The 13233-nt window shown below is 45.7% G+C and carries 11 protein-coding genes; 5 read left to right on the top strand and 6 right to left on the bottom strand.

All coding sequences use genetic code 11. The annotated features are described in order from the left end of the window. The first annotated feature begins 75 nt into the window (after positions 1–75). Positions 76–2799 carry a valine--tRNA ligase gene (locus tag BBC0122_RS07285; protein ID WP_077992551.1) on the top strand — a complete coding sequence of 908 codons (2724 nt, stop codon included), beginning with the start codon at positions 76–78 and terminating at the stop codon, positions 2797–2799. Between the two features lie 60 nt (positions 2800–2859). Here the strand turns inward: BBC0122_RS07285 and BBC0122_RS07280 are convergent, their stop codons facing one another. Beyond that, positions 2860–3108 (bottom strand): hypothetical protein, encoded by a 249-nt coding sequence (locus tag BBC0122_RS07280; protein WP_149866648.1) that lies wholly within the window; start codon positions 3106–3108, stop codon positions 2860–2862. Between the two features lie 322 nt (positions 3109–3430). On the opposite strand from BBC0122_RS07280, the gene BBC0122_RS07275 reads away from it, so the two are divergent. Beyond that, positions 3431–4225, top strand: coding sequence for a tetratricopeptide repeat protein (locus BBC0122_RS07275; RefSeq protein ID WP_077992548.1), 795 nt, complete (start codon positions 3431–3433; stop codon positions 4223–4225). A 690-nt stretch (positions 4226–4915) separates the two neighbouring features. On the opposite strand, the gene BBC0122_RS07270 is transcribed toward BBC0122_RS07275, so the two are convergent. The 5 genes from BBC0122_RS07270 to xth form a co-directional block, all read right to left on the bottom strand. Next, positions 4916–5662: an amino acid ABC transporter ATP-binding protein gene (locus tag BBC0122_RS07270; RefSeq protein WP_077992546.1), complete on the bottom strand. Its 747-nt coding sequence runs from the start codon at positions 5660–5662 to the stop codon at positions 4916–4918. A gap of 12 nt (positions 5663–5674) precedes the next feature. Next, positions 5675–6388, bottom strand: coding sequence for an amino acid ABC transporter permease (locus BBC0122_RS07265; RefSeq protein WP_077992544.1), 714 nt, complete (start codon positions 6386–6388; stop codon positions 5675–5677). 2 nt (positions 6389–6390) lie between these two features. Further along, positions 6391–7143 (bottom strand): amino acid ABC transporter permease, encoded by a 753-nt coding sequence (locus BBC0122_RS07260; RefSeq protein ID WP_077992543.1) that lies wholly within the window; start codon positions 7141–7143, stop codon positions 6391–6393. A 130-nt stretch (positions 7144–7273) separates the two neighbouring features. Continuing rightward, complete coding sequence (locus tag BBC0122_RS07255) at positions 7274–8179, bottom strand: transporter substrate-binding domain-containing protein (RefSeq protein WP_077992541.1); 906 nt, start codon at positions 8177–8179, stop codon at positions 7274–7276. 144 nt (positions 8180–8323) lie between these two features. Next, on the bottom strand, positions 8324–9100 hold the full coding sequence (gene xth / locus BBC0122_RS07250) for an exodeoxyribonuclease III (protein WP_077992540.1): 777 nt from the start codon (positions 9098–9100) through the stop codon (positions 8324–8326). A 1096-nt stretch (positions 9101–10196) separates the two neighbouring features. Here xth and rpsL point away from each other — a divergent pair. Genes rpsL through fusA form a run of 3 tightly spaced genes read left to right on the top strand, consistent with a single transcriptional unit; the run spans position 10197 to position 13172 of the window. Then, entirely contained in the window at positions 10197–10568 is a 372-nt protein-coding gene (rpsL, locus tag BBC0122_RS07245; RefSeq protein WP_002964366.1) for a 30S ribosomal protein S12, read from the top strand. Between the two features lie 18 nt (positions 10569–10586). Then, positions 10587–11057 carry a 30S ribosomal protein S7 gene (rpsG, locus tag BBC0122_RS07240; RefSeq protein WP_077992538.1) on the top strand — a complete coding sequence of 157 codons (471 nt, stop codon included), beginning with the start codon at positions 10587–10589 and terminating at the stop codon, positions 11055–11057. A gap of 30 nt (positions 11058–11087) precedes the next feature. Continuing rightward, positions 11088–13172 (top strand): elongation factor G, encoded by a 2085-nt coding sequence (gene fusA, locus BBC0122_RS07235; protein ID WP_077992537.1) that lies wholly within the window; start codon positions 11088–11090, stop codon positions 13170–13172. Positions 13173–13233 lie beyond the last annotated feature (61 nt).

Genomic DNA, 13233 nt, shown 5'->3' with positions numbered 1-13233 from the left:
TTCAAACGGAACTGGGATAGCTTTTTGCAATAGAGCAACAAGATTGCCGTCTACCGGTGAAAATTGGAAAAGAGAATGTTAGAAAAAACATATGATGCCGGCTCGACCGAGCCCCGTATAGAAAAACAATGGGAAGAAAACGGTGTCTTCAAGGCCGGAGCAGGATCAAAACCGGGAGCCGAGGCTTTCAGCATTGTCATTCCACCGCCCAATGTCACCGGTTCTTTGCATATGGGGCACGCGCTCAATAACACCATTCAGGATATTATGGTGCGATTTGAACGGATGCGGGGAAAGAATGTTTTATGGCAGCCGGGAATGGACCACGCCGGAATAGCCACACAAATGGTTGTCGAGCGCCAATTGGCTCAACGGAAAGAACCGACACGCCAGGAAATGGGACGCGAAAAATTTGTCGAACGCGTCTGGCAATGGCGCGAAGAATCGGGTGGCAAAATAGCCCATCAACTGCGGCGTCTCGGTGCTTCCTGCGACTGGTCGCGTGAGCGTTTTACGATGGATGAAGGGCTATCGCGCGCTGTACTGGAAGTTTTTGTTACTCTTTATAAGGAAGGTTTGATCTATAAAGACAAGCGCCTTGTCAATTGGGATCCGAAGCTTTTGACCGCGATTTCCGATCTTGAAGTCGAGCAGAAAGAAGTAAAAGGGCATCTTTGGCATTTTCGGTATCCGTTGGAAGGAAAAGTTTTCAATCCCGACGATCCGGATACTTTCATTGTTGTCGCCACCACGAGGCCTGAAACTATGCTTGGTGATACCGGTATAGCTGTCAATCCGAAGGATGAAAGATATAAGGCCCTCATAGGGCATCATGCAATATTGCCATTCGTCGGACGCAAGCTCGAAATTGTCGGCGATGATTATGCCGACCCCGAAGCAGGGACGGGTGCTGTTAAAATCACTCCGGCTCATGATTTCAATGACTTCGAGGTGGGGCGTCGGCACAATCTTGGAATTATCAATATCATGACGGAAAATGCGAAAATTTTCCTGCGTGATAATGAAGATTTCCTGAAAGATCTCGAAGAAACAGAGACACTCCAAAAGCTCGTTGAAGCATTCGACCGGTTGGATCGTTTTGACGCCCGACAAAAAATTGTCGAAATGATGGAGGAGGGCGGCTATCTCGCCGGTATTGAAGACCATACACATATGGTTCCCCATGGCGACCGTGGCGGCGTGCCGATCGAACCTTTGTTGACCGACCAATGGTATGTCAATGCAAAAAAGCTTGCTAAACCGGCCATTGATGCTGTTAAAACCGGAAAAACGGTGATTATCCCGAAGAATTGGGAAAAAACCTATTTCAACTGGATGGAAAATATCGAACCCTGGTGTATTTCCCGCCAGTTATGGTGGGGACACCAGATTCCGGCCTGGTACGGGCCTGACGGAAAGGTCTTCGTTGAAAAGTCGGCTGAAGAAGCGCAAAAAGCAGCTGATGAATATTATGGTAAAACAGTCGAATTACGGCGTGACGAGGATGTACTTGACACCTGGTTTTCGTCAGCTTTATGGCCATTTTCGACGCTCGGTTGGCCGGATAAGACAAAAGAACTTGAAACCTACTACCCGACCAGCGTTGTGGTAACAGGCTTCGATATTCTATTTTTCTGGGTCGCGCGTATGATGATGATGGGGCTGCATTTCATGCATGATGTGCCGTTCCACAACATCTATATGCATGCGCTGGTTCGTGACAAGAACGGCGCCAAAATGTCGAAATCGAAGGGTAATGTCATTGATCCGCTTGATTTGATGGACGAATACGGTGCGGATGCGTTGCGCTTTACACTTGCCATTATGGCAGCGCAGGGCAGGGATGTGAAACTCGACCCTGCACGTATTGCCGGCTATCGCAATTTCGGCACAAAACTTTGGAACGCAACGCGTTTTGCCGAAATGAACGGGGTTGCTTATGATCCCTCTTTCAAACCCGAAACCGTCAAACTGTCACTCAATCGCTGGATTTTGACAGAGCTTTCAAAAACAATTGAAGCTGTAACATCGGGAATTGAGACCTATCGTTTCAATGATGCAGCCGCAGCAGTGTATCGCTTTATCTGGAATACTTTGTGTGATTGGTATCTCGAATTATTGAAGCCGATTTTTCAGGGCGAAGACGAAAGCGAGAAAAAAGAAGCGCAGGCTTGTGTCGCGTGGGTTCTCGAACAGGTTTATAAAATTCTGCACCCGTTCATGCCTTATATGACGGAAGAATTATGGGCGCTAACGGCAACCGACAAGCATAAAAGAACGACAATGCTGGCACTCGCAAGCTGGCCGGATATCAATTTCCGTGATGAAAAGGCGGCGGAAGATATAAACTGGCTCATTGATGTTGTCGGCGGAATCCGCTCTGCGCGTGCTGAAATGAATGTTCCGGCGGGTGCAATGGCGCCTTTGGTCATTGTCGAAGCAGGAAATACAACAAAAGAACGTGTCGAACGTCATGAAGCAGCGATCAAGCGTCTGGCACGTATCGAAACGATCGACTTTGCAAATAAGGTTCCCGATGCCGCTGCCCAGATTATCCTTGGCGAAGCAACATTTTGTATGCCGTTAGGCAAATTGATTGATTTTGAAGCCGAACGGGCACGGCTGCACAAAGAAATGGGCAAGATTGATCTTGACATCGAAAAGGTCGAAAAAAAGCTTGATAACCCCAAGTTTGTTGCAAATGCCAAGCCGGAAATTGTCGAGGCTGAACGCGAACGCCTGACCGAGCTTGAAGCGGCTAAAGAAAAACTGGCTATTGCTCTGAAGCGGCTTGGATAAGTTTTTGATGATGTTGAAATTTAAAAACCGCCTGTACCTATTATCAGGCGGTTTTTACTTTTAGCCGCGTCCGCTGCCATTTCCCATGGCTGAAGCGTAATTTTTACGCACTGCCGGAGCGGGTGCCGGAATGTCGGCCGGGTTCAATGTTCGCCACTGGCGTTCGCCATTATCGCCAAGATACCAATAGCCTGTCGTTGTTGCGGAGGTTGCATTTGTCACGGCACTTTCAGGCTTTGTGGTTGTAGAACAACCTGATATTACCACTGTGAAAAGCGCGAACGCTACAAGACCCGTTTTACTCATCATTGTTCCGACTCATACAAATAAGGCCAAACCGGCTAAAAATGCGAAATGTTTTCGCACAGATTAATTAGTGCTTGTTTAGCAATACAGGAGGCTATCTTACATAATTATAGCTATGATGCAATTTTAAAAAATTCATGGCTTTCGACCGGTTAACTATAATAGAGTGATCTTCAGGTGTTGCTTTCAGGCAACACACTTTTGAAAGTTGATATGCTAACATCAGGAACAAATTTGATGCCTCATTCCCACCACAAAGCAAGAGCATTTTATTCAACATAAAAGCCATTGCTCGTTGAAATCGGGCTAGATAGGAAAATTTCATATGAACAGATGCAAAGAAGGTTGGTTGGCCAGTGTGACTGCGCTCACATTGGGAATCTGTCTTTCTACCGCATCTGCGCTTGATGTAAACCAGACTAAAAGCCAATCGGATAGCCCGTTCGAGTTTTTCAAGAGCGGTATTTCAGCTTATAAAAATGGTGATAAGGGGCAAGCTGTCAAGGCACTGAAATATGCTGCCGATATGGGCCACCCCGGTGCCAATTGGAAGCTGGCACGCATGTATGCGGATGGTGATGGTGTCGCCGAGAATGATTATGCGGCCTATCAATTTTACGTTCGTATTGTTCAGGAAGGTGCCGATCCCGGTTCGGAAGACGAAAGCTACCTTTCCGATGCTCTGGTAGAGATAGCGACTTATCTCGTAACGGGGATTCCTAATTCGCCTGTCAAACAGGATATGCCACAAGCACGCAGTCTTTATTTGCAGGCGGCAACCAACTTCGGTAATCCTGAAGCGCAATATCGTTTGGGAAAAATGCTGCTGAATGGCGATGGGGGAGAAAAAAATCCCGTTCAGGCTGCTCGCTGGTTCCAGCTTGCGGCAAGAAAAGGCAATCCGGCAGCGCAAGCAATGTTGGGCAATATGTTGTTTCAAGCAGGCAAAACAGTGCGGGGGCTTGCAATGATGACGGCCGCTTATGAAAAAGCCGGTCCACACGACCAGACATGGATCCGGCAATTGCAAGAACGTGCTTTCGCGGTTTCGGGCGAAGCCGATCGGCGCACGGCTATTTCTCTTGCAAGCGACATCGTCAGGAACGATAACGGTTTTTAACTTTCAATTTTATAAATTTTCAATAGGCGTTGGTATTCATCAGTCGATCTATTCCGGCAAGAGTTCCATTCAATCGCGTGTTTTTATATGGCCCCCGTTTTATAGGGCCGCTGTTTTATAAGACCCCCGTTTCATAGATCCCCGTTTTATAGCGACACTCAATCACCATTTTGTTGTGAAGAGTGATAATGTGGCGAAAGTCGGGTGCGGCACTGTTGCCGCGCCACGGGTTACTATTGGGGCACACCAAGGTTTTTGGGTAGGCGGGCAGGTTGCTTTTAAGCCGGATGCTTTTTGATGACTGTGTTATGCTGTTGGCTTCCAGCCATTTCATGAACGATATAACGAAGAGGTTTTTGTAGCGATTGATTGTTAGCCTGACATTCCGGCGACCAGTGCGGCAAGTCTATCCCGCAAACGTCTGTAGCAATTAGCCGACGTGTCCTCATTGATGATAAGAATGTTTGCTAAGACAGGATTGCGCCAATTAGCGAAAGAAAAATTTCGCAAAGCCGGATAAAGGCCAACGATGATTGGGTCAATCATTATCGGCTATTTACCAAATCCGGAAATAACCACAAGGATAATATCTGGCTTGTTTTCAATCTTCGGGCAACAAGACATAGCACCGGATGTTGAACCAGCCAATCGCGCCGCCAATATGTGAACCGCTTGTTGCCGCTTGTCGGATTAATGGCTCAAAATCTTCGACAGAAAATCGCGGGCTCTCGGCGTTCTCAAATCAGGTGAAGCAAAGAATTCTTCCGATGTACAATCTTCCAATATTGCTCCGGCATCCATGAAAATGACACGGTCTGATACTTTATGTGCAAAGCCCATTTCGTGGGTTACGCATATCATCGTCATTCCATCCTGTGCAAGTCCTACCATGACATCAAGCACTTCACCCACCATTTCAGGGTCGAGTGCAGACGTTGGTTCATCGAACAACATAACAACAGGATCCATTGTCAACGCGCGCGCAATGGCAACGCGCTGTTGTTGACCACCCGAAAGTTGCCCCGGATATTTATCCTTATGGTCGATCAGACCGACGCGTTTGAGATATTTCAGCCCGCTTTCGATTGCATCTTTCTTTGAACGATGCAGAACTTTGGTCTGCGCAATCGTCAAATTTTCCATCACCGATAAATGCGGAAAAAGCTCGAAATGTTGGAAAACCATACCAACGCGGCTACGTAATTTTGGCAAATCGGTTTTCGGAGAATGAACAGGAACACCGTCGACCCAAATCTGCCCTTCCTGAAACGGTTCGAGTGCATTAATGGTCTTGATAAAGGTCGATTTACCGGAACCGGAAGGACCACATACAACGACAACTTCGCCTTTGCTTATATTGGTCGAACAATTCTTCAAAACGTTGAATTTTCCATACCATTTGGAAACGTTTTTTACTTCAATCATATGTTCGGGCATAAAACTTTCCTATCAGCGAATAATAGCGACTTTTTTCTGCAGATACATGACAGCCTGCGAGAGCGTGAAACAGATCACAAAATAGAACACGGCGGCAAGAATATAAGCTTCCTGTTTGACACCGAAATTGTTTGCCACAATGTCGAAACCTTTGAGAAGATCATTGCCGCTAATTGCATAGACAAGCGATGTATCCTGAAACAGGATAATGACCTGCGTAAGAAGAACGGGAAGCATATTTCGTAATGCTTGAGGTAAAATGACGATCAGCATGGATTGCCAATAAGTCATGCCGAGAGCTTCGCTGGCAAATTTTTGCCCCTGCGGAACCGACCTTATGCCGGCGCGCATAATTTCTGCGAAATAGGCTGCTTCAAAGGCTGTGAACGTAATGAATGCGGAATTGTTTGCGCCGATCGAATGTCCGGTGACAAAAGGCAGCAAGACGAAAAACCAGAGAATTACCATCACCAAAGGGATGGAGCGCATGGCAGTAACGTAAATGGTGGCTATCCATGATAAAGGCTTTATTGATGAAAGCCGCATCATTGCCAAAAGTGTTCCGAAGATCACTCCAAGGACTGTGGCAACAATTGTTAATACAACACTGAAAATAAGACCGGATAAAATGTAGGTTTTGAATACATCGAAAGTGAAGAAGGAAAAATCCATCCACGAAAAGTCGAACGTCAGATAATAGGATAGGGTAGAGCCGGGATTCGACATGATTATCTCCCCTCCGTCTGGAATCCGGGAATTTTGACCGTTCGTTCAATGATTGACATAACGACAAAAATAACCAGAGAAATAATGACGTAAAGAACTGTCACAACCATGTAGTTTTCATAGACATGGCTGACTTCTTCAATGGCCTGAAACTGGAATTGCATCAATTCATGGATTGAAACCGCAAAAGCGACGGCCGAGTTTTTCACAATTCCCATGGATTCGGAAATAAGCGGTGGCAAAATGGTTCGCATCGCCCGCGGTAAAATGACGTAGCGATAGGTTTGATAAGTGGTAAAACCCATTGCCATGGAAGCATAACGTTGACCGGTTGGAATAGCTTCAATTCCCGAACGAACCTGTTCGGCAATTCGGGCCGAGGTAAAAAATCCCAATGCACAAATGACAAGGATCATCGGCGGAAAGCCCATTGCGGGCGGGTAAATCTTCGGAACAACGAAATACCAAAGAAATATCTGGACGAGCAGTGGAATATTGCGTGTTATTTCCACCCATATCCGGGCAATTGCGCGTAATATACGATTGAAGAGCGATGTGCGAGGCAGAGTTCGCATTGTGCCGATAATCACACCGACAATAATCGCTAAAATTAAACTTGAAATTGAAAGGAGAGCTGTATTCAAAAATGCATTGAGCAGTGTATCGAGATAGGTATGACTCACACCCGCTTTACCGAAACAACCGGCAACATGGGTATGATCTATATCATCCATACAGAGGAATGAGAAATCCATTGTAGAGTATTCCCGAAAATCTGGCACGAGTACGCACGCACTCTGTTTTTACCAAGCCGCATTGGCTTGTAACGCCATAAATAGGCTGCATGCAACTTCAAAAACATGCAGCCTTGTTTCTCACAAGTTATTATTTGTTTTCCTGATAATCTTCCATAGGCTTGTTGTTGGGGTGTTCCCAAGCATATTTCGTTGTATCGGAAAGCGGTAATCCGACGACTGTATTTGAAGGAGGCACCGGCTGCATAAACCATTTATTATATAGAGTTTCGAGAGATCCGTCTTTTACTTGCCGTACAATACTGTCATCAATTGCCTGTTCCAAATTCTTGTCGTCAAGACGCAACATGCAGGCAATAGGTTCAACAGATAGAACGTCATTGAGAATGACATAATCCGACGGATTCTTCGATTTTGAGATATTTCCTGCAAGGATTGATCTGTCCATAACAAAAGCATCAGCTCTTCCCGATTCCAGAAGCAGGAAACTATCGGCGTGATCTTTCCCGTTTACTTCTTTAAAATCAATATTTTGTGCACGTTTGTTCTTGCGGATAAGCTGCACCGAAGTTGTGCCGGTGGTTGTCGCAACAGTTTTCCCGTTGAGATCGGCAATAGATTTTATGCCGGAATCCTTTTTGGTGGCAATGCGTACTTCTTCGACATAAGTCGTATAGGCAAAAGCCGCTTCTTTACCTCTTGCTGCATTGTTGGTTGTCGAACCACATTCAAAATCATAAGTGCCATTTTGTAAAAGCGGAATGCGGTTCTGAGAAGTAATCGGCAGATAATTGATCTTGATCGGTTTGCCAATTTTTTTGGAAATATCGTCGATAATGCGCTCTGCCATTTCGGTATGGAAACCAACATATTTTCCGTTACCGAGCGCATAGGCCAAACCCGATGATTCGCGCACACCCAATGTGATCGAGCCGCTATCCTTTATTTTTTCAAGCGTGTCTTTCTGCTGGCCCATTGCGGTGCCAGTCAGTCCCAAGATTGCCAAAGCGGCAAAAGCCATGAGAGCTCTTTTCATGAATGTTCTCCTATTTGATTATTTCCGCAACAAAATTGCCCACGATCGCGAGTTTAACACATTTTTTTTTATGAATATAAATTTTCTGTGTTTTTTAACGGATTCTTTATATTTTATAAAACTTTGATGCAAATAAAAGGGAAATTACTTCAGCTTAATGACAACGGGAACGTGATCGGATGGTTTTTCCCATCCACGCACAACGCTTTGTACCGAACTGCTTTCGAGCTTGTCGGCGGCTTCAGGGGAAATAAGAAAATGATCTATTCTTATTCCATCGTTTTTTGTCCATGCACCTGATTTGAAATCCCAAAAACTATAGTCCGGATTGTCCGAAGTCGAACGGATTGCATCATAAAAACCGAGATTCCTAATTCCCCACAGGGCTTGACGACTTTGTGGAAGGTAAAGTGAATCGCCAATCCATTCTTGCGGATTTTTGGCATCGTAATCAGAACCGATTACATTATAATCACCCGCAAATACCAGCGGTTCTTCCAAAGCAAGAAGAGAAGCGGCGTGTTTTTGAAAGCGTTCGTACCAACGCAATTTGTAAGGGTATTTTTCGCTATCTACCGGATTACCATTGGGCACATAAAGTGATGCAACCCGTATGACGCCTTTTTGGGTCGAATATACAGCTTCGATGTAGCGGGCCTGTTCGTCGCTATCATCACCAGGCAAGCCCCGAACGACTTCATCGGGACTGGTCTTTGAAAGCAGTGCGACGCCGTTGAAACCTTTCTGCCCGTGTGCCTCGATATGGTAGCCAAGAGCTTCAATCTCGGCACGAGGAAAATTTGCATCTATCGTTTTGGTTTCTTGCAGGCAGACAATATCAGGCTCACACCATTTTAGCCACTTTATCAGCGTATCATGTCTGGCTCTGATACCTGCCACATTCCAGGTTGCTATTTTCATACCCGTCACTTTAACCAATCTTATCCTGAAGCTTCAAGCGTTAGTTGATGTTTTAATGTTATTTATCGGAATAAAAATATAATGGGTAGCTTTTCTAATGGATAGCTCTTTCAAAAATCCCGTTTTTGTCAAAACAATCCGGCTTTTATTGATAGAGCTTACCGGGAAGAAGATTATGAAACTATCCTGAGGCCAAGCCATTATCCGGAAGGTTGTTCGGGAAAAGCGGAATGATTCAAACACCATTCAATGCTTCAATCACTATTCAATGAAAGATTGGTCGCGCTTTTATTCAAGGACTAAAGAGGTGCGAATATATCATTCGACACGGTTTCATATATTAATAAAGTAAACGATGTGACATTTTATAAGATAAGATCTGATGGTGTTTGGCCGATTGTTTTATAAAAGCGAACGGAAAGCCGACATCAGGAAAAGCTGTTATTTTGTATTGAAAGCTTTTTGATTGGTTCTTACGGTTCGGAATTTTTAAAATATATAAAAGAGCCGAACAGGGGCAAAAGCACCGCATCAATTCAAGGGAACGTTTTTTTAATGATTCCGTTCAGACTCATGCTTCGATTCTCTTGATAGAGGAAATCGGGCGTACATGCGCAGTGCGTCAAAATTCGGAATATTCATAAATTACCGGATTTATCGGAATTTTTGCGGCGTGTGATTTCTTCTGAAATGGTCTCAATCGACAATCTTCCTGTTATAAACTGTCGATTGGTCGTCCAAACGCCGTAAAAATCGCGATTTCATTGTTTTTCTCGGCTATAGGACTTGACGCAACACTTGTTTATCGTTAATAAACCGCCATCGGAGCCGATGTGAGGTTAGCTACATTTTCAAAACGACACGTTTTGGAGTTCGCCTCAAACAGGGTTCGTTTTACGGTTTTGAAACGCAAATGCCGGATGCATGAGGCTTTTACGGTCTCCTCTGCTTATAGTCGGGTGATCTGCACGATAGCGGTGAAGCCCGGTTTTTTGTGCATGCGTTTACTGTTGTCGCCAGTTTTTTGCTGGCAACTGAATAAAGTGAAGCGGCCCAGATTGGGCGAGACAAAAGAGATTGAAAAGAGGAAGGTTGAATGCCTACCGTAAACCAGTTGATCCGCAAGCCGCGTACAGCGCCGGTCAAGCGTAATAAGGTTCCTGCATTGCAGGCAAACCCGCAAAAGCGTGGCGTGTGCACACGCGTTTATACAACGACACCAAAGAAACCGAATTCGGCTCTCCGTAAGGTTGCCAAGGTTCGTTTGACCAATGGTTTTGAAGTTATTGGTTATATTCCCGGTGAAGGTCACAACCTTCAGGAACACTCCGTTGTCATGATTCGTGGCGGACGTGTTAAGGATTTGCCTGGTGTTCGTTATCACATCATTCGTGGTGTGCTCGATACGCAAGGTGTCAAGAATCGTAAGCAGCGCCGTTCCAAATACGGTGCCAAGCGTCCTAAATAAGTTTGAGAGACGAAGCCAATGTCCCGTCGCCATAGAGCAGAAAAACGTGAGATTAATCCAGATCCGAAGTTCGGTGATCTTGTGATTACAAAATTTATGAATGCCATCATGTTTGATGGTAAGAAGTCGGTTGCAGAGCGCATTGTTTATGGTGCGCTTGATGTAGTTGGTGATAAAGCAAAAACGGAGCCGGTTGCTCTGTTTCATCAGGCATTAGAGAATGTTGCTCCTCATGTTGAAGTCCGTTCTCGTCGTGTTGGTGGTGCAACTTATCAGGTTCCTGTTGATGTACGTCCCGATCGCCGTCAGGCATTGGCCATTCGTTGGCTTATTGCAGCGGCACGTAACCGTAACGAGACAACCATGGTTGATCGTTTGTCGGGCGAATTGATGGATGCAGCGAATAATCGTGGTTCGGCTGTCAAGAAACGCGAAGATACGCACCGTATGGCTGAAGCCAACCGCGCATTCTCGCATTATCGTTGGTAAGTGAACTCTTTTTAATCGAAAGCAAAAAATATGGCTCGCGAGTATAAAATCGAAGATTATCGTAATTTTGGTATTATGGCTCATATTGACGCCGGTAAGACCACAATGACCGAGCGTATTCTTTACTATACCGGTAAGAATCATAAAATCGGCGAAACGCACGACGGCGCTTCAACAATGGACTGGATGGAGCAAGAGCAGGAACGCGGTATTACCATTACTTCCGCTGCTACGACAACATTCTGGAAGGGGCGTAACGGTGAAAAATGCCGGTTCAATATTATCGACACTCCCGGACACGTTGATTTCACAATTGAAGTCGAGCGTTCATTACGTGTGCTTGATGGTGCGATAGCTCTTCTTGATGCGAATGCCGGTGTTGAGCCGCAGACTGAAACTGTCTGGCGTCAGGCTGAAAAATACCATGTACCGCGTATGGTTTTTGTCAATAAAATGGACAAGATCGGTGCGGATTTCTATCGCAGTGTTGAAATGGTCGGCTCGCGTCTTGGCGCGAATGCACTGGTTCTCCAGTTGCCGATTGGTGCCGAGAACGATTTCGAGGGCGTCATTGATCTTATCGATATGAAAGCCCTTACATGGGATGGTTCTATTGGTGGTCACACTGTAAGCAGTGAAATCCCGGCAGATATGAAGGCTAAAGCCGAAGAATATCGTGAAAAGCTGGTAGAAGCTGCTGTTGAAGTTGATGAAGCTGCTACCGAGGCCTATCTCGAAGGCAAAATGCCAACCAATGAAGAGCTGATTTCACTGATCCGTAAAGGTACTTGTGAAGTGCTTTTCCATCCGGTTCTTTGCGGTTCTGCCTTTAAAAATAAAGGTATTCAGCCATTGTTGGATGCTGTTGTTTCTTATCTTCCTTCGCCGGTTGATGTTCCTGCTATTCAGGGCATCGATGTTAAGACGGGTGAAGAAACAACACGTGAATCGTCGGATGCAGCACCTTTGTCAATGTTGGCATTCAAGATTATGAACGATCCGTTTGTCGGTTCGTTGACCTTCTGCCGCATCTATTCAGGTGAGCTTCACAAGGGTGTCTCTCTTGAAAACACCGTAAAGGGTAAAAAAGAGCGTATCGGCCGTATGTTGTTGATGCATTCCAATGCCCGTACCGATATTGAAGAGGCTTATGCAGGTGATATTGTTGCATTGGCCGGTTTGAAAGAAACTACCACGGGCGATACTCTTTGCGATCCGCTTCATCCAGTTATTCTGGAACGTATGGAGTTTCCGGAACCGGTTATCGAAATTGCAATCGAGCCTAAGACCAAGGCCGATCAGGAAAAAATGGGCATTGCCCTTAATCGTTTGGCGGCTGAAGATCCTTCATTCCGTGTAAAATCGGACGAAGAATCAGGGCAGACAATTATTGCCGGTATGGGTGAGCTTCACCTCGACATCATTGTTGATCGTATGCGTCGCGAATTCAAAGTCGAGGCGAATGTCGGCCAGCCGCAGGTTGCTTATCGTGAAACGATTACAAAGCCTGCTGAAATTGATTATACCCATAAGAAGCAGTCCGGTGGTTCGGGTCAGTTTGCACGTGTGAAGATTCTTTTTGAACCTTATGACGGCGACGGCTTGCTGTTTGAATCGAAAATCGTCGGTGGTGCTGTTCCGAAGGAATATATCCCCGGTGTCCAGAAAGGTCTGGAAAGCGTTATGGGTTCCGGCCCACTTGCTGGCTTTCCTATGCAGGGTGTCAAAGCAACATTGCTTGATGGTGCTTATCATGATGTTGACTCCTCGGTACTGGCATTCGAGATTGCTGCTCGTGCTGCTTTCCGTGAGGGAGCCCAGAAGGCCGGCGCACAACTTCTTGAACCTATCATGAAGGTCGAGGTTGTTACACCGGAAGACTATGTTGGTGATGTTATCGGTGATTTGAACTCCCGTCGCGGTCAAATCTCCGGCACAGAGCCAAGAGGTATTGCTACTGTGGTGGATGCTATGGTTCCGCTCGCAAACATGTTTGGCTATGTCAATAGTTTGCGTTCGATGAGTCAGGGGCGTGCCCAATATACAATGCAATTCGATCACTATGAACCAGTGCCTACGGCGGTGGCTCAGGAAATTCAGAAAAAATTCGCGTAATCAGGCGGTTACGTATTAACTTTCAACTCAGCCCCGAACGGGGCAGAAAATGGAGAGAGCT

This window comes from Ditibartonella choladocola (assembly GCF_002007565.1).
GTDB lineage: Bacteria > Pseudomonadota > Alphaproteobacteria > Rhizobiales > Rhizobiaceae > Bartonella > Bartonella choladocola.
The sequence above is the reverse complement of the archived record's forward strand: the minus strand, read 5'-3'. Positions and strand labels throughout refer to the sequence as shown.

Excerpts from the sequence above, each read along its gene's own strand:
- BBC0122_RS07285 (WP_077992551.1), top strand. The coding sequence starts at position 76 with ATGTTAGAAAAAACATATGATGCCGGCTCGACCGAGCCCCGTATAGAA.
- BBC0122_RS07280 (WP_149866648.1), bottom strand. The coding sequence starts at position 3,108 with ATGATGAGTAAAACGGGTCTTGTAGCGTTCGCGCTTTTCACAGTGGTA.
- BBC0122_RS07275 (WP_077992548.1), top strand. The coding sequence starts at position 3,431 with ATGAACAGATGCAAAGAAGGTTGGTTGGCCAGTGTGACTGCGCTCACA.
- BBC0122_RS07270 (WP_077992546.1), bottom strand. The coding sequence starts at position 5,662 with ATGCCCGAACATATGATTGAAGTAAAAAACGTTTCCAAATGGTATGGA.
- BBC0122_RS07265 (WP_077992544.1), bottom strand. The coding sequence starts at position 6,388 with ATGTCGAATCCCGGCTCTACCCTATCCTATTATCTGACGTTCGACTTT.
- BBC0122_RS07260 (WP_077992543.1), bottom strand. The coding sequence starts at position 7,143 with ATGGATTTCTCATTCCTCTGTATGGATGATATAGATCATACCCATGTT.
- BBC0122_RS07255 (WP_077992541.1), bottom strand. The coding sequence starts at position 8,179 with ATGAAAAGAGCTCTCATGGCTTTTGCCGCTTTGGCAATCTTGGGACTG.
- xth (WP_077992540.1), bottom strand. The coding sequence starts at position 9,100 with ATGAAAATAGCAACCTGGAATGTGGCAGGTATCAGAGCCAGACATGAT.
- rpsL (WP_002964366.1), top strand. The coding sequence starts at position 10,197 with ATGCCTACCGTAAACCAGTTGATCCGCAAGCCGCGTACAGCGCCGGTC.
- rpsG (WP_077992538.1), top strand. The coding sequence starts at position 10,587 with ATGTCCCGTCGCCATAGAGCAGAAAAACGTGAGATTAATCCAGATCCG.
- fusA (WP_077992537.1), top strand. The coding sequence starts at position 11,088 with ATGGCTCGCGAGTATAAAATCGAAGATTATCGTAATTTTGGTATTATG.